Below are 26199 nucleotides of genomic sequence, written 5' to 3' on the forward strand. Positions count from 1 at the left end.
AGCGCAGCCGCTACGCTCTCGCCCTCGCGCTCACAACCTCGCTTCTGGGAACGGGCGTTGTCCTCGCCCCGCAGTCGTCTGCGGCACCCACGGCGGCGACCGTGGCAGACGCGCACGGCGCCGCCATCGTCGGCGAGAACTGGCTGGACGCCCGCACCGTCGACCTCACCATCGACTCCCCGGCGGTCGGTGCCACCCTGCCCGTACGCGTGATCCTCCCGACGCGTTACGCCGCGCAGCCGGACCGCACCTGGCCCGTCCTCTACCTCCTCCAGGGCGCCCACGACGACTACACCTCCTGGACCCGCGAGACGGACGTCGCCGACTTCATGGCGGACAAGGATGTCCTCACCGTGATGCCGGCCTCGGGCCCCACCGGCATCCCCACCGACTGGTGGAACTACGGCAGCGCCGACGCGCCGGATTACGAGACGTTCCAAGTGGACGAGCTGATGGGGCTGTTGGCGCAGAGATTCCGGGCCGGTACGAAGCGGGCCGTCGCCGGTGTCTCCACCGGCGGCTATGGAGCCCTCGCCTTCGCCGCGCGGCACCCCGGCACCTTCGGGGCGGCAGCCTCGTACAGCGGGATCCTCGACACGACCGCCCTGGGCATGCCCACCGTCCTCAACGCGATCGTCGCCCGCGAACAGTTGCTGCCCCTGACCCTGTGGGGCAGCCCGCTGTTCCAGCGCGACAACTGGACCCGGCACAACCCCTACGCACAGGCCCGGCACCTCAAGGGCACCAAGCTGTACGTCTCCCAGGGCAGCGGACTGCCCAGCGACGACATCGGCGACATCGAAGGTGCGGTACTCGAAGGCGTTCTGTGGTCCCAAGCACACCGATTCGCAAGGCAGTTGGAGGCTCTGAACATCCCGGCCCAGACACACTTCTACAGCGGGGGAGTGCACAACTGGCCGAACTGGCGGCAGGAGTTCAAGGCCTCGTGGCCGACGCTCGCAGCGGGCCTCGGCCTGAGCTGACCCCCTTCAAGGCCGCTTCAAGGCCCCCTCAAGGCCCCACCCAAGGTCCCACCCAAGGTCCCACCAAGGAGGTACCCATGGACGCGCTGGCCGAGGCCGTGGTGGCGGGAGCCGCCCGTGCCGAACTGGAGCAGCTTCCCCTGCCCGGTCACTACACCGCCGCTCATCTGCGGGCGGAGGACGTGGACAGTTTCACCGGAGTCGCGGACAAGGACGTTCGCAAGTCCATCCACCTCGGCTCCGTGCCGATGCCCGAACTCGCCCCGAACGAGGTGCTGGTGGCCGTCATGGCGAGCGGCATCAACTACAACACCGTCTGGTCGGCGATGTTCGAGCCCATCCCGACCTTCACCTTCCTGAAGCACTTCGGCCGCCAGGACCGCTGGGCGGCCCGGCACGACCAGCCGTTCCACGTCATCGGCTCCGACGCGTCCGGGGTCGTCGTACGCACCGGATCGGGGGTGCGCCGCTGGCGGGTCGGCGACCAGGTCGTGGTGAGCCCGGTGTACGTCGACGAGGAGGACCCGGCGACCCACGCCGACGGCATGATGGGCTCCGGCATGCTGGCCTGGGGCTTCGAGACCAACTACGGCGCACTCGCCCACTACTGCGTGGCCCGTACCAGCCAACTCCTCCCCAAGCCGGCCCACTTGACCTGGGAGGAGGCGGCCTCGAACCCGCTGTGCGCGGGCACGGCGTACCGCATGCTCGTCAGCGACCGGGGCGCCCGGATGACGCAGGGCGATGTGGTGCTGATCTGGGGGGCGGCCGGCGGGCTAGGCGCGTACGCCGTCCAACTCGTCCGCAACGGCGGCGGGATCGCCGTCGGTGTCGTCAGCAGCGAGCAGAAGGCGGAGTACGCCCGCAGCCTGGGCTGCCATGTGGTGATCAATCGGGAGGAGATCGGCCTTACCACCAGCGAGGCGCCCGCTGATCCCACCGTGGTCGGCAAGCGGCTCGGCAAGCTGATCCGGACCGCGACGGGTGAGGACCCGCATATCGTCTTCGAGCACGTCGGCCGGGCCACCTTCGGTGTCTCCGTCTTCGTCGTACGGCGGGGTGGCGCGGTCGTGACCTGCGGGTCCAGCACCGGCTATCAGCACGAGTTCGACAACCGCTACCTCTGGATGCGGCTCAAGCGCGTCATCGGCAGCCACGGTTCCAACTTGCAGGAACAGGCCGCCGTCGGGCGCCTCCTGGACCTCGGGCACCTCAAGCCCGCACTCACCGCGACGTACCCGCTGACCGCCACGGCGGAGGCTGCCCGTCTCGTCCAGAACAACGACCACCTCGGCAAGGTCGGCGTCCTCTCCCTGGCCCCTGCTCCCGGCCTCGGAGTCAGTGACCCCGAGCGCCGGGAGCGTCTCATGCCTCAGGTGTGAGCACCGGCTCTCGTCATCAGGCGAGCTGCTCCCCCTTCTGGGTGACGCGTTCGCGGGGCCGGGCCGTCATCTTCAGGGTGCTGGGCCGTACGGTGGCGCGGGCCACGGGGCGGATGCTCTGGCCGGGGGCCAAGGTGAGGCGCCAGGCCCGGGTGATGGTCGCGATCGCGGTGGTGATCTCGGCCTGGGCGTAGCGGTCGCCGATGCACTTGTGCTTGCCCGCGCCGAAGGGGAGGAACGCTCCGTCGGCGAGCTGCGCCTGATCCTCGTCCAGCCAGCGGTCCGGGTTGAAGCGCAGGGGGTCGGGGAAGAGGGCGGGGTCGCGGTGCAACGCGTGCTGACAGTAGGCGAGTTCGGTGTCGGCCGGGATCTCCCACTGGCCGAGACGGGTGGGCTTCAGGGTGCGGCGGGTGACGAGCCAGCCGGTGTGGTGCAGGCGGAGGGCTTCGTTGATGACGCGGCCCAGGTAGGGGAGTTGGGTGAGATCGTCGAAGGTGACCGGGCGTTCGCCGAGCACCTCGTCCAGTTCGGTCTGGACACGCTCGTCGATCGCGGGGTTGCGGGCGAGTTCGTACAGCACCCAGGACAGTACGGACGCGGTGGTTTCCGTACCTGCCACCGCCAGCGTCAGGATCTCGGAACAGATCTGGTGAGCCGTCAGCGGCTGCCCGGTCTGCTCGTCCTCCGCCCGCAGCAGCAGGGACAGCATGTCCTCGGTGTCGCGGCCGGACGCCCGCAGTGTGTTCACCGCCTCGCCGATGGTGGCCCGTACGGCGTCGCGGGCGGCGGTGAAGCGGCGGTTGGCGGGCAGCGGCAGTTTCTCCGCCCAGTCCGGCAGCATGATGCGGGTGCCGACGCCGTTCATGACCACTGACAGGTCATGACGCAGCCGGTGGAAGGCCGCCTCGTCGATGCTGGAGGAGAACACGGTCGCGGAGAGCATGTCGAGGGACAGTTTGACCATCACCTCGCGTACATCCAGGACTTGACCCGGGCGCCAGCCGGCCATGGTGGTGGTCACCTGTTCGCGCATCAGGTCGACATATCGGGTGATCTCGGTGTGGCGGAAGGCCGGCTGGAGCTGGCGGCGCTTGCGGACGTGTTCGGTGCCCGCGGCGGTGACCACGCTGTCGCCGAGCAACTGGCCCATCTTCTCGAAGAACCGGCCCTTGTCCAGGGTGGGCGCGACATCGACGAGCATCGTGCGGATCAGCGCCGGGTCGTTGACGACGAGGGTCGGCTGCTGGGGCTGGAGGCGGATCTCGACGAGAGGGCCGTACGCACGCAGTGAGGCGATGAACGAGAGGTTGTCGCGCATGAGCGGTATCGCGTGGCCGAGCAACGGGAGCGAGCCCGCCGCCTTCGGTATGGGGGGAGGCGCTGCGATGGTCACGAGCTGGTCCCTTCGCGGAAGTTGTGCGTGATCACTTCCCTTCTCGGCCCGTTAGGCAATCCCATCAGCCGCGTGGTATCGGCCACTTGGTATGCCCTGATCCGGACAGGGAGGTTTGACGGGGAGGTTGATCCTGACGAGATCAAACCCGATAAGGTTCCATGTGGCGCGGCGAGTTGACTCCGTAGCACTCTGTTGTCGCTCGCCGCTCACGCATGCCGCCGCGTGGTTGACCGCCGCGCGTCGAGTGCGTCCCCGAGCATCTCCACCCCCCTGTTCGACCATGTTGCTTCGAAGGATGCAGATGGAACTTGCCACTCCGCCACCGGCGGCGCGGGCTCCGGTCTCCTGGTACGGCTGGTGGCTGCTGCCCCTGAGCCTGGCCGCCGGGACCGTGGTCGCCGCCGTCGCGGGATCCGACCAGACCCGCATAACCGCGATCGTCGCCGGGGCGCTGGCGACGACGGCAAGTGCCTTCTGCGTACGTTTACTTGTCCGCTCCCAGCGCCAACTGCGCAGCAGCGCGGGCGAGTTCCGGAACGCGCAGGCCGAGCACTCCCAGCAGTGGCAGCAGCATGTGGCAGCGCTTGAGCGGAAGTACGCCGCCGAGCGCTCGGTCTTCGACGCCCAACTGGCCGAGCAGGCCCAGGCGTACGAGGCACGGATCGCCGAGCAGTCCCGCGCCTGGCAGGAGCAGCTGGACCGGCAGCAGGCCGCCGTCGCGCTGCTCGCCGACGAACAGCTGCCCGACGCGCTGAAGCGGCTGCGGTCCGGTGAGGCCATCGACGATGTGCTGCCCACGGTCAACCAGTGCGCGGAGGTCAGCCCCGATCTGCGGGCCCAGCTGCGCAAGATCCTGCGGACCGCGCTGATCGGCGTGGAGGAGGAGTTCAACCGCTCCACCTCCGCCGAGGCTGCCGTCGTCAGCGTCGGTAGCCGTATCCACGTCCTCACCAGCAAGCTGCGCGGTCGGCTGCACGAGATGCAGGGCGAGCACGGCAGGCTGCCCGCCGTCGCCCAGGGCCTGATGGAACTCGACCAGGAGATCGGCCCCGCCGACTGTCTGGCCGCGAGCATCGGCGTACTCGGCGGCTCCGACCGGCCAGGACGGCAGTGGCAGGAACCGCAGCGGCTGCTCAGCGTGGTCCGCGGCGGCATCGGCCGGATCAAGGACTTCGACCGGGTCCAGGTCCGTCATCTGCCCGAACTCGGCGTCGACGGCGGCCTGGTGGACCACCTCACGCTGATCTTCGCCCACCTCCTGGACAACGCCGCGCGCTACTCGCCGCCCACCGAGCCCGTCGTCGTCTCCGGCAAGGAGGTTCCGAACGGGGTCGGCATCGAGATCCAGGACTCCGGCAAGGGCCTCAACGAGGAGAAGAAGCAGGAGGCGCTCCAGGCGCTCGCGGGCGAAGCCGCGGGCCCCGGTCTCGGTGGTGTGTCCGAGGACGCCCACCTCGGGCTGCGCGTCGTGGGCGCGCTCGCCCGCCGCTACGGCATCAGGGTCACCTTCGCGGACTCGCCCTGGCTCGGCACCTCGGTCGTCGTGGTCGTACCGCACAAGTACTTCAGCCCGCTGCCCGCCGCCGTCACGACTCCGGCTACGGCCCAGGCCGCGCAGGTCTCGGCTACGCCGGCGGCGCCGAGCACCGAGGCCGAGCCCGCGCACGCCCCGGCCGAAGAAAACGGGGATACCGGGATAGCCGTGGACACCACGCCCGGCGGTCTGCCCAGGCGACGCAGGCGCGCGGATTCGGGGACGGAACCGGGACGGCCGAAGCCGGTCGTACGGGACGCGGCCGCGACGTCTGCGGACACGGGCTCGCACACCGTGCCACCGGACGCGTCCTTCGCCGGCCTGGCCGCGTTCGCCACGGCCGGACGCGAGCCGACCGACGGACCCGGGGCCCCGGCGGGACATGAGTCCGCCGCGGGACATGAGTCGACCGAGCACAGCACTGAAGAGAGCGACGAGTCCACATGACGCAACAGGGAACCGACGTGAGCTGGGCGCTGCGCGATCTGGTCGAGAGCATCAAGGAGATCCGCTTCGCCCTGGTGGCCTCCAGCGACGGCAAGGCCATAACGTCCTACGGCGCCGACGACCCCGACGACGTGGACCGGTTCGCCGCCGTGGTCGCGGGACTGCAGGCGCTGGCCCAGCCGGTGGCCGAGCAGTTCCCGCAGTACGCCGGGCAGTTGCGGCTCGCGATGATCGAGGTCGACGGCGGCCACCTCTTCGTGGTGCGGGCCGGCGTGGAGACGTACCTCGGAGTCCTCGCCAGGGAAGGCCTCGACCAGGGCCTGCTCGGGCATCAGATGAGGGATCTGGCCCGCAGGATGGGTGAGCTCCTCGGAACCACGCCGCGCCTGGAGGAGCACTCTGGATGAGTGGTCCCAGCCGACCTCTGAACCCGTCCGGTCTGGAGCGCTACTACGTCCTCACGGGCGGCCGCAGCGGACCGGGCGGCGGTTCGGCGTCGACTCTCGACGTGGCGACCCTCATCATCTCCCGTGCCGCCGCCGTCCCCGGTATGCAGCACGAACACGAGGAGATCCTCCGCCGCTGCCGCGATCCGCTGTCCGTCGCCGAACTCGGCGCCCACCTCGGATTGCCGTTCAACATTCTCGCGGTGCTCCTGGCCGATCTGCTGGACGCAGGCCGTATCGAAGCCCGTGATCCCATCCCGGCGTCCGGCGCCGGTCGCGGGCCCGACCTCGCGCTCCTTGAGGAGGTACTCAGTGGACTTGAAAGGCTTTGACCATCCGGGCAGGCCGACGGCCGACGGCACCCTGCCGGCCGGCGCCCGCTCGGTGAAGGTGATGATCGCCGGCGGATTCGGCACCGGGAAGACCACCATGGTCCGCTCGGTCAGCGACATCAAGCCGCTCACCACCGAGGAGACGCTGACCCAGGCCAGTGCCGATGTCGACAACCTCATCGGGGTGGCGGACAAGCAGGAGACCACCGTCAGCCTCGACTTCGGCAAGATCGGCATCAACGAGCAGCTGGTGCTGTACCTGTTCGGGACGCCCGGCCAGGAGCGTTTCTGGTTCCTGTGGAACGGCCTGTTCAAGGGCGCGCTCGGCGCGGTCGTCCTGGTCGACACCCGGCGGCTGGCCTCCAGCTTCCGGGCCATCGAGGAGATGGAGCGGCAGAAGGTCCCCTTCGTCATCGCCCTCAACGTCTTCCCCGACTCCAAGGAACACCCGATCGACGAGATCCGGGACGCCCTGGACATCCCCCCGCACACCCCGGTCGTGGCCTGCGACGCCCGCGACCGTGCCTCCAGCCGTGACGTACTCATCGCCCTGATACGGCACCTCAAGGAACGCTCCGCCGTCGCTCTGGAGTCCCGATGACCGACCAGCCCGATGCCCCGAACGGCTGCCCCGTCGCGCACGGCGGCGCCGACCTCACCCGCCTCTACGGGCCCGAGGCGGCCATCGACCCGTACGGCATCTACGCCCGGCTGCGCAAGGAACACGGGCCCGTCGCGCCGGTCCTGCTCGAGGGCGACGTACCCGCATGGCTGGTGCTCGGCTACCGGGAGAACCGGCGCGTGCTCGACAACCCCCGCCAGTTCACCCGCGATTCGCGGATCTGGCGGGACTGGACCGAGGGCCGCGTCGACAACGCCTCACCGCTGATGCAGATGGTGGGCTGGCGCCCCGACTGCGTCTCCCAGGACGGCGAACCGCACCGCAGACTGCGCGGCGCCGTCACCGACAACCTCCAGGCCGTGACCGGCCGCGGCATCCGCCGCCATGTCACGCATTTCGCGAACAAGCAGATCGACGCCTTCGCGGACGCGGGCAGCGCCGACCTGGTGGCCGATTTCGCCGAGTACCTCCCCATGCTCGTACTGACCAGGGTGTTCGGCCTCCCGCAGGGTGAGGGACGCACACTCGCCGAGTCCTGTGCCCAGGTCATCAAGGGCGGGGCGGAAGCCCTCGTCCACAATGACCGCATCGTGCGCATCCTCGGTGAACTCGCCGAGCGCAAGCGCCAGGAGCCGGGCGCCGACTTCACCACCGGGCTGATCGAGCACCACGCCGATCTCGACGAGGACGAGGTCCTCAGCCACCTGCGGCTGGTGCTGATCGCCGCGCACACCACCACCAGCAATCTCCTCGCCAGGGTGCTGCAGCTGGTCCTCACCGACACGACGCGGCTCGCCGGCCTGGTCAGCGGGCAGTTGAACATCTCCTCGGTCGTCGAGGAGGTGATGTGGAACACCCCGCCGCTGGCCGTTCTGCCGGGCCGGTTCGCCACCGCCGACCTCGAACTGGGCGGCCACCGCGTCAGGGAGGGCGACCTGCTGGTGCTCGGCCTGAACGCGGGCAACGTCGACCCGGAGATCCGGCCCGACGTCGGCGTCTCCGTCCACGGCAACCAGTCGCATCTCGCGTTCAGCGGCGGTCCGCACGAATGCCCCGGGCAGAACATCGGCCAGGCCATCATCGAGACGGCCGTCGACGTCCTACTGCACCGCCTGCCGGGCCTGCGCCTCGCGGTAGCCCCCGAGGAGCTGACGTCTACGGCGTCGACGTGGGAGGCACGACTGGACCGGCTGCCGGTGGAGTTCGCCGTGTAGAAGTCCGTACGGCGGCTTGGGAGTTGGTTCGGCCGGTCACCCATGGGGGTGGCCGGCCGAAATTCTTCGTACGTACCTGTAAGTGCACCGCGTCAGACCGTAAGCAGATCGTCCACCGACCCCCTGCCCGCCAACTCCGCGGCAGACGCCGGGGTTTCCTTGTCCGCGGCGTAGCGGCCCGAGGTCAGGGCCCACTCGTAGTTGCCGTTGATCCAGTGCTGGATGGCCTCGACGCCCATCCGCACCTGGTCCCGCTGCTCCTCGTCCAGGCCGAGCTCGTCGCACATCTGCGGTACCTGGGCCTCCAGTTCGAGGTACTGGTCGAGGCAGTCCGTGGTCATCCGGACCGCCTCGTCGGCCGCCTCCTGCCAGCTGCACCGGCGCTCCCGGTGCAGCACGGCTATCAGGTTGTGTCCGTCTCCTCTGCGTTTCTCACGCTCGAAGGAGTGGATGTCGTTCATGAACCCGATGGTGTCCGCGGCCAGATCCCGCATCCGGATCATCAGCGGATGGGCCTGCACCTGCGCCGGAACCTCGAAGCCGCGGCTGCGCTCACCGGCGTCGATGCTGTGGTGAATGCCGACCGTACGGCGGCGGAACTCGGCGTACTCCTCAAGACCGAGCGTGCCCTCCAGGCCGCGGGCCGCCAGGTCGACCTCCTCGGTGTGCGCCACGAGGAACCGGCCCCAGGAGGCCGCGAACCGCGTACGCCACGGCAGCGACATGCCCTCCGAAAGATGCGCCCAGACCTCCGCCCAGGCCACCGTGATCGGGCAGTCCACCCGGGGCGTGCTCCCCGCCGGGCGCAGCGGCGTGACGATGAGCTCGCGCGCCACCTCCGCTATCCGGTCGGCGCGGTCCGGCCGGCCGGCGTCGAACTGGTCGTCGAAGAGGAAGGCCAGCGAGAACCAGTTCATGAGGACGACCATGTCCTCGGCCGAAGCGTGCGGATACGTACGGGCGGCGGCCTGGGGCAGATCCCAGGACTGGTACTCCTCGAAACCTTCCTTGCTGCGGACCAGACGACGGTCCCAGACCCAGCGCAGATGACGCGCACGGGCGTACTCGAGATGCTCGCTGATGGGGGTGGTGAAGGGGAGGTCGAATTTGACGTCCTGCGGCATTCGCATCCTCTCTTGGGGACGATTCACAGGGCCCCCCACCCTGCGAGCGAGTGATCGAAACCGATCCCCGCCGACTCGAACTGCGCTTCCCGAGACGAAAGTTGACTCGATATCGCTACGAGGCTGCCCTGATCGTAAATGATCTATGCCGTGACCTCCGTGACTTCACCGTGACCTTCGTTACTTCCTCCGGCGATTCCGGCGACCTTGGCGAAATGTCTACGCCGGGCGGAGACGTTCGGTCGTGGGCGACTGATTCCAGGAGGTGGGGTACCCGTGGACGACGGGCGGCGGCTGGGTACGCCGCCGTGTTCGGCCCCGTACGGAGGAGACATGGCACTCGTAGTGGCAGGCGTCGTGGTGCTGGACTGCGCCGAACCGGAGAAACTCGCCCTGTTCTACAAGGAGTTGCTGGAGGCCGAGCAGACGGACGCGAGCGCGAACCGCGTGGAGATCAAGGGCGCCGACGGGACCCGGATGGCGTTCCGCCGGGACATGACCGCCACTCCGCCGAGCTGGCCGCGCCCCGAGAACTCCCTCCAGGTCCACCTGGACTTCCATGTGGAGGACCTCGACGAGGCGGAACGCAGGGTCGTCTCCCTCGGCGGCCGTCCGCTGGAGACCAAGGAGGCGTCCGGCCGCTTCGAGGAACGGGGATACGCGGATCCGGCCGGCCACTCCTTCACCCTGCGCCGCAACCGCGACACGGCACCCAAGTCGGGCTGAATCCGACCGAGTTCAGGGCGCGGGCTCCGAGGTCAGGCTGAACGCAGGACGGCCAAGGCGCGATCGGCGTGTGCGCTCATCCGGAACTCGCTGCGCACCACCTCGAGTACCTTCCGGTCCTGGGAGATGACGAAGGTGACCCGCTTTGTGGGCGCCATCGAGAAACCGCGCTTCACTCCGAACCGCTCCCGGATCGCCCCGTCGGGGTCGGACAGCAGCGGAAACCCGAGTGTGTGCTTCCCGGCGAACTCCTGCTGCCGGTCCACCGGATCGCCGCTGATCCCCACCGGCCGGGCCCCGGCGGCGGCGAACTCGGCGGCCAGATCGCGGAAGTGGCACGCCTCGGCGGTGCAGCCCGGGGTGAGGGCGGCCGGGTAGAAGAAGAGGACGACGGGACCCTCGGCCAGGAGCTCGGAGAGCTTCCGGGACGTGCCGGTCTCGTCGGGCAGCGCGAAGTCCTCGACGGTGTCGCCCACTTCTGGCTGGGTGGTCACAGCTCGCTCTCCTGCCGTCCGGCCGCCGTTCCGGATTCAACCTTACGCCACCGTAAGGGAGTTCAGTCCCGCCCGCCGTCTTCGCCGGACGGCCACACTCCGGTCCTGCGTTCGATGAACGCGGCACCCGTACGGTCCACGGCACTGCGGACGACGGCGAAGATGGCCCCCTGCACGGCCGCGGCCAGCAGGATCTCGCCCCAACTCCGTTCCTTGTCCAGCGCGTCGGGCGCGTCGTCCTCGTGCCGGATCGCCTTCCACGTCTTCTGGAAGGCCATGGTGGCGAGGGTTCCGCTCGTCCAGCCGAGCACGAAGCCGAGGGGCTTGTAGGCGAGGGGCAGCTTCATCTTCTTCTGTTTGTTCTTCGCCATCGCTGACTCCTTATGTCCTTGTGTCTTTGTCTACTTGTCGTCGGCGCTGGTCCTGTACGCGCCGGTCAGGGCCGCCCCGCTGCCGGGACCCGCTCGCTCTCGGGCACCGGCCCCGGCGGGGTCCCGTCTCCGAACGGGCGGCCACCGAGTTCCTCACGGCGGTGCGGTGTCAGCCAGCCGGAGAGATCCGGGCCGATGGGCACGATGCGGGTCGGGTTGATGCCCGTATGAACCTGGTAGTAGTGCCGCTTGATGTGGTCGAAGTCGACGGTGTCCCCGAAGCCCGGCGTCTGGTAGAGATCGCGGACGTACGCCCACAGCACCTCATCCTCCGTCAACTTCCAGCGGTTGCACTTGAAGTGGCCGTGATAGACGGCGTCGAACCGGACCAGCGTGGTGAACAGCCTGATGTCCGCCTCCGTGATCGTGTCGCCGACCATATAGCGCCGGTCGGCGAGCCGCGCCGACAGCAGCTCCAGCCGCCGGAAGAGCCGCTCACAGGCCGACTCGTACTCCTCCTGGCCGGTGGCGAAGCCGGCACGGTACACCCCGTTGTTGACGTCCTCGTACACCTCCTCCATGACCTCGTCGATCTCGTCGCGCAGCCCGGCCGGATACAGGTCCGGCGCCCCTTTCCGGTGCAGGTCCGTCCACTCGGTGGCCAGGTCCAGAGTGATCTGCTGGAAGTCGTTGGTGACCAGGCGGCCGCTGGGCACGTCCACGATCGCGGGGACGCTGACGCCGCCCGGGTAGTCGGTCTCGCGCGCGTCGTACGCCTCGCTGAGGAAGCGGATGCCGAGTACCGGGTCGCGGCCGTCCGGGTCCAGGGTGAAGCGCCAGCTGCGGTCGTCCTGGATGGGGTCGGCGATGGCCATCGACAGGGCGTCCTCGAGCCCGAGCAGCCGCCGGGAGATCACCGCGCGGCTCGCCCAGGGGCAGGCGCGGCTGACGACCAGCCGGTAGCGTCCGGCCTCGACCGGCCAGCCGTCCCGGGCGTCCGCCGTGATGCGGTCCGTGAAGTGGCTCTTGGACCGCTGGAACGACTTCCTGCCGTACGCGGTGTTGCCGTCGGTGTCGCTCATGGCTCCTGTCTCCTGTCCTTTCCCGGGTGTGCGGAGGTGCCGGGACCTGTCCTGATGACAGGAGTTCCCCGATTTCGGCGCTCACCCCGTGTGAGGGCGCGCGACTGGGGCAATCGGCCGAAGTGAGCCATAAGCCCTTGACCGTGTCGGACCGCAGGACCCGTGTCACCGTGCTGGTGGCACTGGCCGCGAACGTCGTGATCGCCGTGGCCAAGACGGTGGGTGGCCTGGTCGCCGGCTCGCCCGCGCTGCTATCGGAGGCGGCGCACTCCGTGGCCGACAGCATGAACGAGGTGTTCCTGCTCGCCGCCCTGCGCCGCAGCCGACGTCGCGCCGACAGCCGCCATCCCTTCGGCTACGGCAAGGAACGCTTCTTCTGGTCGCTTCTCGCAGCCGTCGGCATCTTCGTGATGGGCGGCTGCTTCTCCTTCTTCCAGGCCTTCGAGGCGCTGCGCAGGGGAGCGGCGGAGTCGTACGACGGCTATGTGGCGGGCCTCGTCGTCCTCGGGGTCGCCCTCGTCTCCGAGGGGATCTCCCTGCTGCGGGCCCTGCACCAGGTACGTGTCCAGGGCGGCGCCTCCGGAGCCCGTGACCCGGCGCTGCGGACGGTCGTCGCCGAGGACGGCACCGCCGTGCTCGGTGTGTGCCTCGCGATCGCCGGAATGGCGCTCCACATGGCCACCGGCCAGGTCGTCTGGGAGGCACTGGCCTCGTGCGCCATCGGGGCGCTGCTCGTGTACGTGGCGTACCGCCTGGGCCGCGACGCCCGCGACCAGCTGATCGGCCGGGCCGCGGACCCCGAGCAGAGCCGCCGTATCCGGGCCCTGCTGCAGGCGCAGCCGGAGATCGACTCCGTGGAGTCCCTGCTGACGATGAAGCTGGGCCTGGACTCGACCCTGGTGGCCGCCCGGGTCGACCTGACCCCCGGCCTGGACAGCGAAGAGGTCGAACTGGTCGCGGAACGCATCAAACGCACCGTGTCCTACGCGATCCCGGAAGCCGACCAGATCTTCCTCGACATCACGGACGCACTGACCGCGAAGCGGACCGCCCACCGCCAGGCACGCGGCAGCTGACCTGCGCTTTCGCCGATGTCCCGGACAGCGGGCGACCCCGCCGCGACGGGGGAGCGCGGCGGGGCCTGAGGGTTGTGTGCCCGGCGCACGACGCTTCATGCGTACTGGATCGAAGGAACCGGCCGGGTCTGCCGAGCACTGTGGCTACGGGATCAGTTCTCCTTGATCGGTTCCAGGACGAAGACCGGGATCTCGCGGTCGGTCTTCTCCTGGTAGTCGGCGTAAGGCGGGTATGCCGCGACGGCGCGCTCCCACCACACCGCCTTCTCCTCGCCGGTCACCTCGCGGGCCCTCATGTCCTGGACGACCGTGCCGTCCCGGAGCTCCACGTGCGGGTCGGCCTTGACGTTGAAGTACCAGACCGGGTGCTTGGGGGCACCGCCCAGAGAGGCGACGGCGGCATACACGCCCTCGTGCTCCACGCGCATGAGGGGCGTCTTGCGTAGCTTGCCGCTCTTGGCACCTCGGGTGGTCAGCAGGATCACGGGCATTCCCGTGTCCATCAACGTCATTCCCTCGGTCCCGCCGGACCTTTCGATCAACTCCACCTGCTCACGTACCCAGCCGGTGGGGGTGGGCTCGTACTCGCCGTCAAGAGGCATGCCATCGTTCCCGTCGTCGTATGCGTGATGAATCACCGCAGAGGTGCACTCACTGCCTACCCCGTAGCACCCGTAGAAACGAACGACTCAGAACGGATAGTGCGCGTGCTGCGTCGCCAGCGTCACCCAGCGGGTGTTGCTGAACGCCTCGATGCCCCAGCGTCCGCCGAACCGGCCGTATCCGCTGGCCTTGAAGCCGCCGAAGGGGGCGTTCGGCTCATCGGCCACGGACTGGTTGTTGACGTGCACGATGCCGGTACGGATCCGGCGGGCGACCTGCAGCCCGTGGGTGCCGTTCTCGGTGATGATGCCGCAGGTCAGCCCGTGCTCGGTGGCGTTGGCGAAGTCGACCGCCTCGTCGTCCGTGGCGAACGTGCTGATCACGGCGACCGGTCCGAAGGCCTCCCCGTGGTACAGCTCGGCGCTCTCGGGCAGGTCGGTGAGCACCGTCGCCGGGTGTACGGCACCCTCGGGCGCCGTACCGCCGGTCAGTACGGTGGCGCCCTTGGCGACGGCGTCCTCGACCAGCGCCGCGACCCGGCGGGCGGCGTCCGGGGTGACCAGCGGGCCGACCACCGTGTGATCGATGGCCGGGTCACCGGACGCGAGCGACTCGGTCTTCGCGACGAACTTGGCCGTGAACTCCTCGGCGAGGCTCTCGTGGACGAGGAGCCGGTCGGCCGACATACAGATCTGGCCGGCGTTCATGAACACGGAGAAGACGGCGGCGTCCACCGCGTAGTCGACGTCGGCGTCCTCCAGCACGATCACGGAGTTCTTGCCGCCGAGTTCGAGGAGCGCGGGCTTGAGGTGCTGGGCCGCGTGGACGCCGATGATGCGGCCGACTCCGGTGGATCCGGTGAAGTTCACTGACCGCACGCGCGTGTCGGCGATCAAGGCCTCGGCGACGGTGGCCGCGTCCTCGGGGGCGTTCGTGATCACGTTGAGCACGCCGTCGGGAAGGCCCGCGTCCCGCAGGATGTCCGCGACGAAGAGACCGCAGGCCAGCGGTGCGTCCTCGCTCGGCTTCAGCACCACGGTGTTGCCCGCGGCGAGTGGCGCGGCGACGGCACGGACGCCGAGGATGACCGGCGCGTTCCACGGCGAGAACGCCGCCACGACGCCGACGGGCTCCCGGACCGCGAGGCCGAGCGCGCCCTCCGTCTGGGCGCTCAGCACCTCGCCGCGCGGCGCGGTCACCGCGGCGGCGGCCTCACGGAGCATGTTCGCGGCCAGGCCGACGTTGAACATCGCCCAAGGCCGGGTCCCGCCGACCTCGCCCGCCATCGTCCGTACGGCGTCCTCGACACGGGCCTCCAGCAGATCCGCCGCGTCGAGGAAGATCTTGCGCCGGACCACCGGGCTGGCCGCGGCCCAGTCGGCGAACGCGGCATCGGCGGCGTCCACGGCCCGCGTGACATCCTCGACGCCGGCCGCGGCGACCGTGGCGTACACCTCGGAGCTGTACGGATTCACGTCCTCAGCGGTGCGGCCGGAAGCGGCGGGCTCGTCCTTGCCGCCGATCAGCAGATCACGATGGAGGGTCATGAGGGCTCTTCCCGTCGTGCACGGCAGGACGACCGCCCACACCGGGGCTCAGCCGCTTGTCCGCCTGGTGAACACTTCTTCGTTGAATGTTGGATTGAGTCTGCAGCGTGACACGGACTCCGTCAATCAGTGATGTTGATCAGACAGCGAACACCATCACCACTGGAACTCCGGACCGTTGAGTACGGTTCCCGGGTGACCGATCAGACCCGGAAACCCTTCCTCTACGTCATCGTCTGCGCCGCCCAAGTGGCCGAGAACGTCGGCGAGTTGATCGGCTTGGCGCAGCAGCGGGGCTGGGACGTCGGAGTCATCGCGACGCCGCTGGCAATGGGCTTCTTCGACACGGCGGCTGTCGAGAAGCAGACCGGCCGGACGATCCGGTCCGCCTGGCGATCCCCGGGCGACCCGCGTCCGTTTCCCGACCCGGACGCCGTCCTCGTGGCCCCCGCGACGTTCAACACCCTCAACAAATGGGCCGCCGGAATCGCCGACACCCTCGCTCTCGGCACCCTCTGCGAGGCGTACGGGCTCGGCGTACCGATCGCCGTACTGCCCAGCGTGGGCGAGGCACTGACCGCCCACCCCGCGTACCAGGAGAGCCTTGCGAGGCTGCGCGGGATGGGGGTCCGGTTCGGCGGGCAGGGTGACGGCTTCCGCTGGGAGCAGGGCCTGGAGCTGCTGGCTCACTCGCGGACGTAGCCGGCGTCGTCCGGCGTCGACACGTCCACATCCCGGCGCACGATGCTCAGCCGTTCCCTGAAGCCCGAACGGGCCTTCTCCAGGCCGCGGTCGGTGTACTCGATCACCACGACGCGGTCGTCGAAGGCCTCGGCATACGCACCGCACTCGTCGTACGCGCCGCACTCCTCCGCCACCGCGAAGTCCAGCCCCGTACGGGACTTGAAGCCGGCCAACTCCACCGTGTTCTTCTGCGCGACGGCCAGACCACGGGCGTGCGCGTGCGCGGAGAGCAACTTGATGAAGGACATGGCGTCGTCCGCGGTCAGCAGCCCGCGCGAACGGGTGTAGCCGTCGTAGTTGTCCGGCTCGACGGCGTCGTACCCCTTGGCCGCGCAGTCGTCGACCCACTCGTTGATCCGGGCGGCGATACGCTTCCGTTTCGCCGGCGTGCCGATGTCGAGCAGCGCCTCGTCCCAGTCGCCGTCCATCACGACGTTGCCCGTCTTGTCGCGCAGGAGCAGGTCGGCGGGCCAGTCGTCCTGGGCGTCCGGCTGGGCCTGGAAGGCGTTGACGTAACAGATGTTGTAGAGGCCCGGAGCCGGATCCGCCGCGCGGTCGCGGGCGACGATGCGGACGCCGGCGGGCGGGGGATAGGCGCCGCCGATTTGGTAGTCGAAGGGTGCGTTGCGGGGCGGCAGTTGAACGGGGCCGGGGTTGGGTGGTGGGGTGCTGCCGGCCGTGTCCCCGCCGCGCTCGTTGATCTGGCCGTTCTGGCTGTTTTCGCCGGACCCGGATGTACAGGCGGCAAGCGCCGCGAGGGCGGCCAGGGCAATGGCAACGCGCCTGACGGGTTTGCCCGTTCGGGCCATCGGGAGTCCTGCGCGCCTCGACACGCGAGGATCAAAGCCGGGGTCGACGGGCACGTCAAGTTGGCACAGGCGCGGCTCGCGGCGGACCCGGTTACCGTTTCGGGAGGTCGTCGCCCCCGTACGGATGCAAGGAGAGCCGTGAGTACCCCGGACAAACCGCTCGTAATCCTGCGCGCCGCCCCGCACCCCGCCGACCGCATCTTCACGCCGGACGCCCTCGCCCGGCTGCACGACCGCTTCACCGTCGTCGAACCGGACTCCGAAGCCGCCCTCGACCAGGCCCTGCCCGACGCCTTCGCCGTCGTCGGGCAGCCCGAACTGCCCGCCGAACGGCTCGCTCGCGCAGGGAAGTTGAGGGCCGTACTCAACGTCGAGGGCAACTTCTATCCGCACGTCGACTACGACGCCTGCTTCGAGCGCGGCATCCACCTCCTCAACTGCGGTCCCGCGTACGCGCAGGCCGTCGCCGAGTACGCACTCGGGCTGGCCCTCGACCTGGCGCGCGGCATCAGCCGCGAGGACCGGGCCTTCCGTGCTGGACGGGAGCGGTATGTGTTCGAGGGCAACGCCGATGCCGTACTGCTGCGGGGCTCGGACATCGGTCTGATCGGCTTCGGTCAACTCGGCCGGGCCCTCCACCCACTGCTGGCGGCCTTCCGGCCGACGCTGCGGGTGTACGACCCCTGGCTGCCGGCCGCCGTCCTGCGTGAGCAGGGTCTTGTGCCTGCCACGCTGGACGAGACCCTGAGCCGCAGCCGGTTTGTGTTCGTGCTGGCCACCGTCACCGATGAGAGCCGTCATCTGCTCGGGGCGCGCGAACTGGACCTGTTGCCGGAGGGTGCCCGCCTCGTGGTCATCAGCCGGGCGCCCGTCGTCGACTTTCCGGCGCTGCTCGCGCGGGTCGCCGAAGGGCGGCTGCTGGCGGGTATCGACGTCTGGCCGGAGGAGCCCGTCGCCGCCGACGACCTCGCCCGCGGGTTGGAGGGGCTGGTGCTCTCCGCCCACCGGGCGGGTGGTGTCCCGGAGGCGTTCTGGACCATCGGCGACATGGTGGTCGATGACCTGACCCTGATCGCGCGGGGTCTGCCGCCTGCCCGTATGCAGGTCGCCGCGCGCGAACTCGTCGGCCGCTATCGCAACCGTCCCGTCGGCTGAAGGAGCCCGCATGAAGATTCCCTGCCAGGGACTTCTCTTCGACAACGACGGTGTTCTGGTCGACTCCGACGCGGGGGTCGATCAGGCGTGGAGCCTGTGGGCTCGGGAGCGGGGGCTGCCGGCCTCGGAGGTCACCGCGATGGTGCATGGGCGGCGGTCTGCGGACACCGTTGCGTTGCTTGTCGAGGATCCGGCCGAGCGGGACGCTGCGCTTGGCCGGATCGACCGGCTGGAGATCGAGGCTGCCGGCCTCACGACTGCATTGCCCGGTGCGCTTGAGCTGCTTACGAGTCTGCCACGCGGGAGTTGGGCCGTTGTGACGTCTGGCGTCACCGCGCTCGCCCGGGCGCGGCTCGCCGCCGCGGGGCTGCCGGTGCCGCCCGTGCTCGTTGCCGCGGACGATGTCGCCCGCGGCAAGCCGGCGCCGGATGGGTACCGGGCGGCGGCCGAGAAGCTTGGGCTCGAGCCCGTGGATGCCGTTGTCTTCGAGGACAGCGTTGCGGGGGCGGAGGCCGGGGCGGCGGCGGGTGCGTACGTCGTCGGTGTCGGCCCGCGTGGGCTGGCCACCGGGGCGCGTGTCGTCGTGCCCGACCTGCGCGGTGTGACGTGGCAGGACGGAGTCCTGCACCTTGCCGCTCCGCGGCTGTTGCGGTCCTGACGCCGGCGGTGAGGGCGCGGTTTCTTTTCCCCAGCCCCGCCCCTTCCCGAAACTGGGGCTGCGCCCCAGGCTCCACGCCAGGGGGTGGTGGGTGACACTTCGTGTCGCGGCTGCGGGTTGTGTGTGGCTGGTCGCGCAGTTCCCCGCGCCCCTGAGGTGGTCGGTGGTGCGGGGCCGCGGTCCGGTGCGTCAGCCCGTCGCCAACAGGGCATACGGCCCCTTGCTGATACAGGGCGAAGCTGTGCCCAGACCGAAGCTAAGCGACGGGCATAGGACGCACCGGCCCACGTCCCCTCCCGCCGGAGGGAGGGCGCCGGTTTCGTCGTGGTGCGGGCTTTTCGGTTCGCTTGCTCTTCAGGGTGCGGGCAGTCGCAGGCTGTTTAGGGGCGCGGGGAACTGCGCGACCAGCCACAACGCACCCGCAGACGCGACACGACTGTCACACCCCACCCCGGTAGGCACCCCACCCGCCGAAGGCGCCCCACCCACCCCGCCGGAAGCAGCGGGGCCTGGGGCGCAGCCCCCCCACGCGGCGGAGCCGCAAATTGATACAGCCGGGAAGGGGCGGGGCTGGGGAAAGAAACCGCCTAACCGCAGGGCTAGTGGGGACCTGCCGGAGCGAACTCCGTCCCACACGGCCCCGCCCCCGCCGCCTCCCGCAGCGGCACCGGCTCCCCACTCATCGTCAGCGTCCGATAGTGGCTCCCGATGCACTCGGCAGACCGCCCCACGTAGTGGGCGATGAACGACCGACGAAACCGCCCAGCGGAGCGATTCGGCTGGGAGCCATGCACCAGCGTGCCGTTGAAGAACAAAACGTCACCCGGCGACATATCGACCGGCACGGCGGCAAGGCCGGGCGGCGGCGGCACGTACTCCCTCGCGAACGACACGCCCTCGTCGGCCTCCTCCGGACAGAACAGGTCCATCTTGTGGGTGCCGGGAACGACCTCCAGGCCGCCGTTCTCCCGGTCAATCTCATCGCAGGCGATCCACGCGGCCACGCAAGTGCCCGGCTCGACACGGAGATAGAAGTTGTCCTGGTGCAGGGCCTGACCCCGCGCTCCCGGCGGCTTGAAGTAGAACATGCTCTGAGCGGCCAGCACCTCCTCGCCGAAGAGGGTCTCCAGGACGCCGCGCAGTCGAGGCTCGAGGAGGAAACGCAGCGCAACGTCGTTGATGCGATGCGGATGCATCACGCGGGGGTAGCGGTGCAGCGGATCGGCGGGCCCGAGCGTCTCCGTCGCGCGTGGCTCGAAGTGGCCGGGCACCGGCCCGGCGGCGTGCAGGGCCGTGAACTCCGCGTTCAGTTCGGCGATCTCGTCCCGGCCGAACAGCCCGCGCAGCACCGTGAAGCCGTCCTCCTCGAACTGGCGATGGCCGGCTTCGGGCAGGATGGGCTCATGGAAGGCGCCGATGTCCGTGACTGTCATACGTTGACCCTTTCCGGCTCAGGCTGCGTCCCTCTCACGCTAGGCCGCCGCGCCCTCCGGGAGGATGTCCGTGAACGCTGACGGATTGCCCGAGCCTGCTGTCCCGGCTCCGCCGCCGGGCCTCGTCACGGTCGGCCGTTTCGACGAACGGCCCGGCTATAGCGTCAACCGCCCACGTGGCGCGGACAGTTGGCTGTTCACCTGGACCACGGGCGGGCACGGACAGCTGAGCCAGGGCGCCGTCGAAGTGCGGGCGGGCGCGGGGGACCTGGTGGTCCTCGGACCGGACGTGCCCCACCGGTACGCGGTCGCGGCGGGCGCCCGGCACTGGGCGTTCTGGTGGGTGCACTGCCAGGCCAGGCCATCGTGGTCGGGCTGGCTGCGACCGTACGCATGCGGCGACCGGCTGTACGTCGTGACCCCGGTCCCCGCCGGCGTCCACGAACGCGTGGAGTCGGCATTCCAACGAATGCTCGCCGACGCACGCTGGACGGGCCAGGGCGCCCCGCCCGCCTGGACCGCCACCCCGGGCGGCCCCGACGAGGGGCGTCGGGCCGCCGTGGCCCACGGAGCCGAAGCCGGTGAGGCCGCCGTCGCTCACGGAACCGATCGCCGCCGGACCGCCACGCCGGGCGTCACCGCCGCGGCCGATCAGGCGGCCGTCGCCCACGGAGCCGAGGCCGGTCAGCCCGCCCCCCGCGGCGCCCAACCCGGCCAGGTAGCCGTAGCCCACGGCGCCGCAGCCCGCGAGCTCGCCCTCTGCTCCCTCGAGACGATCGTGCTCCTCGCGGCCGCCACCGCGCTTACCGAGCCGCAGCGGTCCGGTATCGACGTACGGATCCGCCGTGCCGAGGCGCTGGTCGCGGCGGACCCGGGCGCGCAGCACACCGTGGAGTCGTTGGCCGCGGGCGTGTCGCTGTCGCCCTCCCGGTTCGCACATCTCTTCAGTCAGCAGCTCGGCCAGTCCCCGATGCGGGCCCTGCTCGCCGCGCGGCTGCTGCACGCGGCCCGGCTCCTGGAGGCCACCGATTTGCCGGTGGAACGGGTGGCGGCGGCCTCCGGCTTCAGCAGCCCGTACCACTTCAACCGCGTCTTCCGGCAGCGTTACGGGACGCCTCCCGGTGCGTACCGGGCGGGACTCCGAGCCCCGTAAAGATCCGACGTCCTGGATTTCACGACGGCAAATCGGCACATACTCCAGGTAACTGAGAGAAACGAAAATTCGAAAGCATCTTGCGGCGAACTCTCGTTGATACTTTGAAACGCTTCAGTCGCTCTCCGATCGATCTCCAACTGCTCGGGCAGAAACGGGCATTGACAGGTTTCGCTTGTACGCGGGTGGTGCGCTGTGGAAGGGTGAGATTGGTGAGGTGTGGCAATTCCATACCGGGTGGTATGGGCTGATTTCGGCAGGGTCTGCGGAGGAAAGTGCACGTGAACCAAGCGACGGACGAGCAACTGCTGGCACGGCACTGGGCAGCGGTCCACTCGTACGCGCGTCTGTGCACGAGCAGTACGCAGTACGCCGGAATGCTCACCACCGCCGCATTCACACGAACGTTCGGGGAATTCGGGCGGCGTCCGGGAGAGACCGTGGCGTGGCTGCCGCGGCTGCTGGTCGCCGTACGCGGTATCGCGGCGGAATGGGACGCGGACCAGCGGCGCTCACAGCTCCACCCCGATCTCCACTCCGGCCCCGGAGACGGGGACCGCGCTTCGGTACGGCTTCTTCCGCCGGAGAACCGGCTCCTGGTGTCCCGCGCATTCAAGGAACTGCAGGAGACCGCCCGCGGCATTCTGTGGCACGCGGAAGTCGAGGCGGAGGACCTCGCGATACCGGCCGAACTGCTCGGCCTGACCGCCGCCGACGCTCCCGCGCAACTGGAGCGTGCGCGTGAGCTTTTACGCACCGCCACGCTCGAGGCGCACACCACACTCGCCCCCCGGGAGGAGTGCCGTCGCTACAACCGGCTGCTGGACGCGTCGGTCCGGCAGGGCGGCGCCAAGACGTCTCGCGACGTGCTGCGGCATATGAACAAGTGCGGGTACTGCCGTTATGCCGCCGACCAGTTGGACCAGACGGGCGGCCGACTGCCGGTGCTGCTGGCCGAGGCGGTGCTCGGCTGGGGAGCCCGGCCGTATCTCGACTCTCGGCCCGGCCGCCGTGCCCGCATCGAGCAGGCACAGGCGGGCCCCGTCGCGGCGGAGGCGCCCATGGGCCCGTTCGCGGCGAGGCCCTCCAGGGACCCGATAGAGGAGAGGCCTCCCAGGAGCCCGATTACGGAGAGGCCCCTCAGGGGCCCGATTGCGGAGAGGCCTCCCAGGGGCCCGATTGCGGAGAGGCTCCCCAAGGGCCCCATCCCGGAGGAGCCGCCCACGGGGCCGTTCCCGGAGAAGCCGTCCACGGCCCCGCTCGTGGAGGAGGCCCCGCCCGGCCCGGTCGTGTCCGTGGCTTCGGGTGAATCCTGGACCGCGCCGCCCCAAGCCGAACCCTGGCCTACCGCCCCCGCGGACGAATCCTGGACCAGCGGGCCGGTAAACGAACCCTGGCCCGCCGCGCCCGAAGCCGAATCATGGCCTACCGCCCCCGCGGGCGAATCCTGGCCCACCGCCCCGGCGGATGAATCCTGGACCGGGCCCGCAAACGAGCCCTGGCCCACCGGCCCCGACGACGTCGCCTACCACCACGAGCCAGGGATCCCCACACACCCCGACGACCTCTCCACGTACCCCGACGTTCCTCCTCCGCCGCCCTACCCCCCGAAGCCCGGAAGGCGCCCGCGCGGCCGGAGAACCCTTGCCCTGGCCGTGCTTGCCGTGAGCGCGTGCGTCGCCGTGCCGCTCATCCTGTGGGCGGGCGACAGTGACGACCCGCAGCCTCCCTCCGACGCGGGAACCGGGTCGGCGTCCAAAGCCCCGGGTTCCAAGCCACCCGGTTCCAAGGCACCCGAGTCCAGGGACACCGGTGCCGGTCCGTCCCGAGCCGGCTCGGGCGGCGCGAGCGGCGAGGACGACCCGCCGTCCCGCACCACGCGTGGCCAGTTGCGCAATGTCGGGAACGATCTGTGCGTCGGCATCGAGGGCGGCAAGGCGGTCAAGGGCGCGGAGGCCGTGCTCACCGCCTGCACCACCTCCGCCCTGCAGCAATGGTCGTACGAGGAAGACGGCCTGCTCCGGAGCCTCGACACCCCTGAGCTGTGCCTCGACTCCCGCCTCGCCTCCTCGGTCCGGCTGGGCGCGTGTGAGGGCGAGGAGCAGCTGAACACCAAGAACGTGCGCTACGACTTCACTGGTGGGGACCAGCTGCTGCCGCTCGCCCGCAAGGAGCTGGCCCTGACACCCGCCGCGGAGGAGGGCGAGTCGGCCCTCGTGCTCAAGGTCCGGGACGACAGCGCGTCCCAGCGCTGGCAGTTCGAGACCTCGGTGACCTCGCTCCAGATGGAGTGGATCAACGCGCATACGGATGGCGACACGGATGGCGGTACGGGCGGCGAATCGCCCGAGCCGACACACAGTGCCCGGCCGAGCCCCGGCCGCACACCATGAGCCGCGCGTACGCCCTTGTGACGGCCGCTCCTCTGACGGATGCCCCTCTGGATGTCAGTCCTCGTCCATGGTCAGCTCCGCCCAGATCGTCTTCCCCTCGGGCGTATGCCGGCTGCCCCACCGCTGGGTGAGCTGGGCGACCAGGAGCAGTCCGCGGCCGCCCTCGTCGAAGGTCTTGGCGCGCCGCAGATGGGGGGCCGTGTGGCTGGCGTCCGACACCTCGCAGATCAGCGTGTCGGCGTCGTGGATGAGGCGCAGCCGGATGGGGCGTTCGCCGTACCGGATGGCGTTGGTGACGAGTTCGCTCACCACGAGTTCCGTCGTGAACGCCGCCTCGTCCAGGTCCCAGCCGCTCAGCTGCTGGACGACCTGTTTGCGGATCGGGGCGACGAGGGCGGGATCGGCCGGGATGTCCCAGGTCGCCACCTGAGAGGTGGGAAGTCCGCGGGTACGGGCGAGCAGCAGGGCCACGTCGTCGGCGACGCCTCTCGGCGGGAGCAGCGTCTGGAGGACGTGATGGCAGGTGTCGTCCAGTGAGCTCGACGGGCGGGCCAGTGCCTGGCACAGCATCCGGTGACTGACGTCGATGTCCCGCTTGCGGCTCTCGATGAGGCCGTCGGTGTAGAGGGCGAGCACGGTTCCTTCGGCGAGCGTGAACTCGGTGGACTCGAAGGGCAGCCCGCCGAGGCCGAGCGGGGGCCCGGGCGGTACGTCGATCTCCCGCGGTGGGCCGTCCGGCGGCAGCATCACCGGGGGTGGATGTCCGGCTCGCGCGAGGGTGCAGCGGCGGCTGATCGGGTCGTACACCGCGTACAGGCAGGTGGCGCCGACCTCGCCCGTCGTGCCGTCGCCGCCTGCCTCGGTGGACAGTCTGAGGACCAGGTCGTCGAGGTGGGTCAGCAGTTCATCCGGTGCCAGGTCGATGTCGGCGAGGGTGCGGACGGCGGTCCGTAGCCGCCCCATCGTGGCCGAGGCCTGGACGCCGTGGCCGACGACGTCCCCGACGACCATGGCGGCCCGCATCCCCGACAGCGGGATCACGTCGAACCAGTCGCCGCCGACCCCGGCCCGGGCCGCGGGCAGATAGCGGGAGGCCGCTTCCAGAGCGGCCGTGCGCGGCAGCGTCCGGGGGAGCAGGCTGCGCTGCAGGGCGAGCGCGGTCGCGCGTTCGCGGGAGTAGCGGCGGGCGTTGTCGATGCAGACGGCCGCCCTGGCCGTGACCTCCTCGGCCAGCAGGACGTCGTCGGGCGTGAAGGGCTCGGGCCGCCGGAACCGGGTGAACACGACGACGCCCAGGACCGCGCCGCGGGCCTGCATCGGGACCGACATCGTCGAGTGGATGCCGTACTCCTTGACGCGTTCGAAGCGAGGCCGGTCCCATGCGAGCCATTCCGACAGGGTGGACGCGAGGTCCGAGGCCACGATGGGCCGACCGGCGAGGAGGGAGTCGGCCTGCGGGGAGGACGCCGGGTAGACATCGACCTGGCCGGGCTTGACCGACGCCTCCGGGTTGCCCGGGTTCACCGACCGGTGGGCAGCGCGGCGCAGGGTGACGGGGGCGGACAGCCGCCCCGGATCGCCGCCCTGATCGTCCGGATCCATCAGGTCGACGCTGACGAAGTCGGCGAGCGCGGGCACGCAGACGTCGGCCAGTTCCTGGGCCGTGCGTCGGACGTCGAGGGTGGAGCCGACCCGGATGCTCGCCTCGTTGACGAGTTGCAGCCGTTCACGGGCCAGGTACTGCTCGGTGAAGTCGTGGGCGGTCAGACAGACGCCGCGCACGCTGCCCTCGGAGTCCGTGAGCGGCGCGATGCGGGCCAGCCAGGCGTGCGGATCCCGCTCACCGCCCAGCCTCATGTACGTCTGCACATCCTCGGGCTGCCCGCCCAACAGCACCCGGATCAGATGCCGCTCCAAGTCCTCGCTCTGCGGCCGGCCGCCGATCTCGGGGAGCCGCAGTCCGCGGATGCGTTCCTCCGGGAGCCCGATCGCGTGGGCCATGGCCTCGTTGATCCGGCGCAGCCGCAGCCGCTCGTCGTAGATCGCCGTGGCGCAGGGGGACTGTTCCAGGAGCGCGGTCGTCAGGGGGTCGCCGTCCGGCAGCGGGTCCGTACGGTCGAGGGGTGTGACGAGGATCCAGTCGCTGCGGTCGCCGCGGGCGGGCTGCCGCCGGTGCGCGAGCAGCCATACGTACCGGGGGCGGCCGTCCTGATGACGCAGCGCGAGCTGTCCGCTCCAGCGGTTGCTCGTCGGCTCGGGCCGGGGTCGCCCGGTTCCGTCGCCCGGGGCCAGCAGGTCCGCGGCGGGCCGGCCGAGGACCTCGGCCGGGGCATGGCCGAGCAGGCGCCGGGCGCCCTCGTTCCACTCGACGATGATGCCGTCCGCGTCGAGGACGGCCCGTGCGGTGGCGGTCACGTCGAAGGGGTAGTCCGGACCGTCGGGCGGTGTGTCGTCGTGGCTCCTCATCGTCGCCAC

General features: G+C 70.1%; 24 protein-coding genes. 14 read left to right on the forward strand and 10 right to left on the reverse strand.

Translation table 11 applies throughout. From position 1 onward, the window contains the following. The first annotated feature begins 101 nt into the window (after positions 1–101). Both OHT21_RS41440 and ccrA read left to right on the forward strand, forming a co-directional pair. Positions 102–983, forward strand: a complete 882-nt coding sequence (locus tag OHT21_RS41440) for an alpha/beta hydrolase (RefSeq protein WP_328773386.1) — start codon at positions 102–104, stop codon at positions 981–983. A gap of 77 nt (positions 984–1060) precedes the next feature. After that, positions 1061–2365, forward strand: a complete 1305-nt coding sequence (gene ccrA, locus OHT21_RS41445; RefSeq protein ID WP_328773387.1) for a crotonyl-CoA carboxylase/reductase — start codon at positions 1061–1063, stop codon at positions 2363–2365. Between the two features lie 16 nt (positions 2366–2381). Here the strand turns inward: ccrA and OHT21_RS41450 are convergent, their stop codons facing one another. After that, positions 2382–3758: a cytochrome P450 gene (locus tag OHT21_RS41450; protein ID WP_328773388.1), complete on the reverse strand. Its 1377-nt coding sequence runs from the start codon at positions 3756–3758 to the stop codon at positions 2382–2384. 304 nt (positions 3759–4062) lie between these two features. On the opposite strand from OHT21_RS41450, the gene OHT21_RS41455 reads away from it, so the two are divergent. Genes OHT21_RS41455 through OHT21_RS41475 form a run of 5 tightly spaced genes read left to right on the forward strand, consistent with a single transcriptional unit; the run spans position 4063 to position 8356 of the window. Further along, positions 4063–5742 carry a sensor histidine kinase gene (locus tag OHT21_RS41455; protein ID WP_328773389.1) on the forward strand — a complete coding sequence of 560 codons (1680 nt, stop codon included), beginning with the start codon at positions 4063–4065 and terminating at the stop codon, positions 5740–5742. Continuing rightward, positions 5739–6149 (forward strand): roadblock/LC7 domain-containing protein, encoded by a 411-nt coding sequence (locus OHT21_RS41460; RefSeq protein ID WP_165340961.1) that lies wholly within the window; start codon positions 5739–5741, stop codon positions 6147–6149. Before OHT21_RS41455 ends, OHT21_RS41460 begins: the two co-directional genes overlap by 4 nt. Continuing rightward, positions 6146–6520, forward strand: coding sequence for a DUF742 domain-containing protein (locus OHT21_RS41465; RefSeq protein ID WP_328773390.1), 375 nt, complete (start codon positions 6146–6148; stop codon positions 6518–6520). Before OHT21_RS41460 ends, OHT21_RS41465 begins: the two co-directional genes overlap by 4 nt. Continuing rightward, a complete protein-coding gene (locus OHT21_RS41470) occupies positions 6501–7121 on the forward strand; it encodes a GTP-binding protein (RefSeq protein ID WP_328773391.1) in 621 nt (206 codons plus the stop codon). Before OHT21_RS41465 ends, OHT21_RS41470 begins: the two co-directional genes overlap by 20 nt. Then, positions 7118–8356, forward strand: coding sequence for a cytochrome P450 (locus OHT21_RS41475; RefSeq protein WP_328773392.1), 1239 nt, complete (start codon positions 7118–7120; stop codon positions 8354–8356). Before OHT21_RS41470 ends, OHT21_RS41475 begins: the two co-directional genes overlap by 4 nt. Before the next feature lie 92 nt (positions 8357–8448). On the opposite strand, the gene OHT21_RS41480 is transcribed toward OHT21_RS41475, so the two are convergent. Further along, positions 8449–9480 carry a 7-epi-alpha-eudesmol synthase gene (locus OHT21_RS41480; protein WP_328773393.1) on the reverse strand — a complete coding sequence of 344 codons (1032 nt, stop codon included), beginning with the start codon at positions 9478–9480 and terminating at the stop codon, positions 8449–8451. Positions 9481–9813: 333 nt separating this feature from the next. Here OHT21_RS41480 and OHT21_RS41485 point away from each other — a divergent pair, with 333 nt between their 5' ends. After that, entirely contained in the window at positions 9814–10206 is a 393-nt protein-coding gene (locus OHT21_RS41485) for a VOC family protein (protein WP_328773394.1), read from the forward strand. A gap of 32 nt (positions 10207–10238) precedes the next feature. Here OHT21_RS41485 and OHT21_RS41490 read toward each other — a convergent pair whose 3' ends face one another. The 3 genes from OHT21_RS41490 to OHT21_RS41500 all read right to left on the reverse strand — a co-directional run bounded on the left by OHT21_RS41490 (position 10239) and on the right by OHT21_RS41500 (position 12153). Then, positions 10239–10700 (reverse strand): peroxiredoxin, encoded by a 462-nt coding sequence (locus tag OHT21_RS41490; RefSeq protein WP_328773395.1) that lies wholly within the window; start codon positions 10698–10700, stop codon positions 10239–10241. Between the two features lie 62 nt (positions 10701–10762). Beyond that, on the reverse strand, positions 10763–11071 hold the full coding sequence (locus OHT21_RS41495) for a DUF4235 domain-containing protein (protein ID WP_328773396.1): 309 nt from the start codon (positions 11069–11071) through the stop codon (positions 10763–10765). Between the two features lie 65 nt (positions 11072–11136). Further along, entirely contained in the window at positions 11137–12153 is a 1017-nt protein-coding gene (locus OHT21_RS41500) for a glutathione S-transferase family protein (protein ID WP_328773397.1), read from the reverse strand. Between the two features lie 104 nt (positions 12154–12257). Between OHT21_RS41500 and OHT21_RS41505 the strand changes: the two genes are divergently transcribed. Next, on the forward strand, positions 12258–13229 hold the full coding sequence (locus OHT21_RS41505) for a cation diffusion facilitator family transporter (protein WP_443050696.1): 972 nt from the start codon (positions 12258–12260) through the stop codon (positions 13227–13229). Between the two features lie 152 nt (positions 13230–13381). On the opposite strand, the gene OHT21_RS41510 is transcribed toward OHT21_RS41505, so the two are convergent. Next, positions 13382–13831 (reverse strand): nitroreductase family deazaflavin-dependent oxidoreductase, encoded by a 450-nt coding sequence (locus tag OHT21_RS41510; protein WP_328773399.1) that lies wholly within the window; start codon positions 13829–13831, stop codon positions 13382–13384. 87 nt (positions 13832–13918) lie between these two features. Further along, the gene (locus OHT21_RS41515) at positions 13919–15379 is read right to left on the reverse strand and encodes an aldehyde dehydrogenase family protein (protein ID WP_328773400.1); all 1461 of its coding nucleotides are present in this window, start codon (positions 15377–15379) and stop codon (positions 13919–13921) included. Between the two features lie 195 nt (positions 15380–15574). Between OHT21_RS41515 and OHT21_RS41520 the strand changes: the two genes are divergently transcribed. Beyond that, complete coding sequence (locus OHT21_RS41520; RefSeq protein ID WP_328773401.1) at positions 15575–16081, forward strand: flavoprotein; 507 nt, start codon at positions 15575–15577, stop codon at positions 16079–16081. Here OHT21_RS41520 and OHT21_RS41525 read toward each other — a convergent pair. Next, a complete protein-coding gene (locus tag OHT21_RS41525; RefSeq protein WP_328773402.1) occupies positions 16066–16932 on the reverse strand; it encodes an endo alpha-1,4 polygalactosaminidase in 867 nt (288 codons plus the stop codon). The genes OHT21_RS41520 and OHT21_RS41525 overlap by 16 nt on opposite strands. 138 nt (positions 16933–17070) lie before the next feature. Between OHT21_RS41525 and OHT21_RS41530 the strand changes: the two genes are divergently transcribed. Both OHT21_RS41530 and OHT21_RS41535 read left to right on the forward strand, forming a co-directional pair. Beyond that, positions 17071–18087: an NAD(P)-dependent oxidoreductase gene (locus OHT21_RS41530; protein ID WP_328773403.1), complete on the forward strand. Its 1017-nt coding sequence runs from the start codon at positions 17071–17073 to the stop codon at positions 18085–18087. 10 nt (positions 18088–18097) lie between these two features. Then, complete coding sequence (locus OHT21_RS41535) at positions 18098–18745, forward strand: HAD-IA family hydrolase (RefSeq protein WP_328773404.1); 648 nt, start codon at positions 18098–18100, stop codon at positions 18743–18745. Positions 18746–19344: 599 nt separating this feature from the next. Here OHT21_RS41535 and OHT21_RS41540 read toward each other — a convergent pair. Beyond that, a complete protein-coding gene (locus tag OHT21_RS41540; RefSeq protein WP_328773405.1) occupies positions 19345–20178 on the reverse strand; it encodes a phytanoyl-CoA dioxygenase family protein in 834 nt (277 codons plus the stop codon). A gap of 64 nt (positions 20179–20242) precedes the next feature. Between OHT21_RS41540 and OHT21_RS41545 the strand changes: the two genes are divergently transcribed. Next, entirely contained in the window at positions 20243–21331 is a 1089-nt protein-coding gene (locus tag OHT21_RS41545) for a helix-turn-helix domain-containing protein (protein ID WP_328773406.1), read from the forward strand. Between the two features lie 281 nt (positions 21332–21612). Continuing rightward, positions 21613–23724 (forward strand): ricin-type beta-trefoil lectin domain protein, encoded by a 2112-nt coding sequence (locus OHT21_RS41550; protein WP_328773407.1) that lies wholly within the window; start codon positions 21613–21615, stop codon positions 23722–23724. Between the two features lie 54 nt (positions 23725–23778). Here the strand turns inward: OHT21_RS41550 and OHT21_RS41555 are convergent, their stop codons facing one another. Further along, positions 23779–26190, reverse strand: a complete 2412-nt coding sequence (locus OHT21_RS41555; protein ID WP_328773408.1) for a SpoIIE family protein phosphatase — start codon at positions 26188–26190, stop codon at positions 23779–23781. Between the last annotated feature and the right edge of the window lie 9 nt (positions 26191–26199).

Origin of the sequence: Streptomyces sp. NBC_00286 (assembly GCF_036173125.1) — a bacterium.
In the GTDB taxonomy this organism is placed as follows: domain Bacteria; phylum Actinomycetota; class Actinomycetes; order Streptomycetales; family Streptomycetaceae; genus Streptomyces.

What these genes read in the sequence shown, in the direction of transcription:
- ccrA (WP_328773387.1), top strand. Translation starts at nt 1,061, where the DNA reads ATGGACGCGCTGGCCGAGGCCGTGGTGGCGGGAGCCGCCCGTGCCGAA.
- OHT21_RS41455 (WP_328773389.1), top strand. Translation starts at nt 4,063, where the DNA reads ATGGAACTTGCCACTCCGCCACCGGCGGCGCGGGCTCCGGTCTCCTGG.
- OHT21_RS41460 (WP_165340961.1), top strand. Translation starts at nt 5,739, where the DNA reads ATGACGCAACAGGGAACCGACGTGAGCTGGGCGCTGCGCGATCTGGTC.
- OHT21_RS41465 (WP_328773390.1), top strand. Translation starts at nt 6,146, where the DNA reads ATGAGTGGTCCCAGCCGACCTCTGAACCCGTCCGGTCTGGAGCGCTAC.
- OHT21_RS41475 (WP_328773392.1), top strand. Translation starts at nt 7,118, where the DNA reads ATGACCGACCAGCCCGATGCCCCGAACGGCTGCCCCGTCGCGCACGGC.
- OHT21_RS41480 (WP_328773393.1), bottom strand. Translation starts at nt 9,480, where the DNA reads ATGCCGCAGGACGTCAAATTCGACCTCCCCTTCACCACCCCCATCAGC.
- OHT21_RS41485 (WP_328773394.1), top strand. Translation starts at nt 9,814, where the DNA reads ATGGCACTCGTAGTGGCAGGCGTCGTGGTGCTGGACTGCGCCGAACCG.
- OHT21_RS41495 (WP_328773396.1), bottom strand. Translation starts at nt 11,071, where the DNA reads ATGGCGAAGAACAAACAGAAGAAGATGAAGCTGCCCCTCGCCTACAAG.
- OHT21_RS41500 (WP_328773397.1), bottom strand. Translation starts at nt 12,153, where the DNA reads ATGAGCGACACCGACGGCAACACCGCGTACGGCAGGAAGTCGTTCCAG.
- OHT21_RS41510 (WP_328773399.1), bottom strand. Translation starts at nt 13,831, where the DNA reads ATGCCTCTTGACGGCGAGTACGAGCCCACCCCCACCGGCTGGGTACGT.
- OHT21_RS41515 (WP_328773400.1), bottom strand. Translation starts at nt 15,379, where the DNA reads ATGACCCTCCATCGTGATCTGCTGATCGGCGGCAAGGACGAGCCCGCC.
- OHT21_RS41525 (WP_328773402.1), bottom strand. Translation starts at nt 16,932, where the DNA reads ATGGCCCGAACGGGCAAACCCGTCAGGCGCGTTGCCATTGCCCTGGCC.
- OHT21_RS41535 (WP_328773404.1), top strand. Translation starts at nt 18,098, where the DNA reads ATGAAGATTCCCTGCCAGGGACTTCTCTTCGACAACGACGGTGTTCTG.
- OHT21_RS41540 (WP_328773405.1), bottom strand. Translation starts at nt 20,178, where the DNA reads ATGACAGTCACGGACATCGGCGCCTTCCATGAGCCCATCCTGCCCGAA.
- OHT21_RS41545 (WP_328773406.1), top strand. Translation starts at nt 20,243, where the DNA reads ATGTCCGTGAACGCTGACGGATTGCCCGAGCCTGCTGTCCCGGCTCCG.
- OHT21_RS41555 (WP_328773408.1), bottom strand. Translation starts at nt 26,190, where the DNA reads ATGAGGAGCCACGACGACACACCGCCCGACGGTCCGGACTACCCCTTC.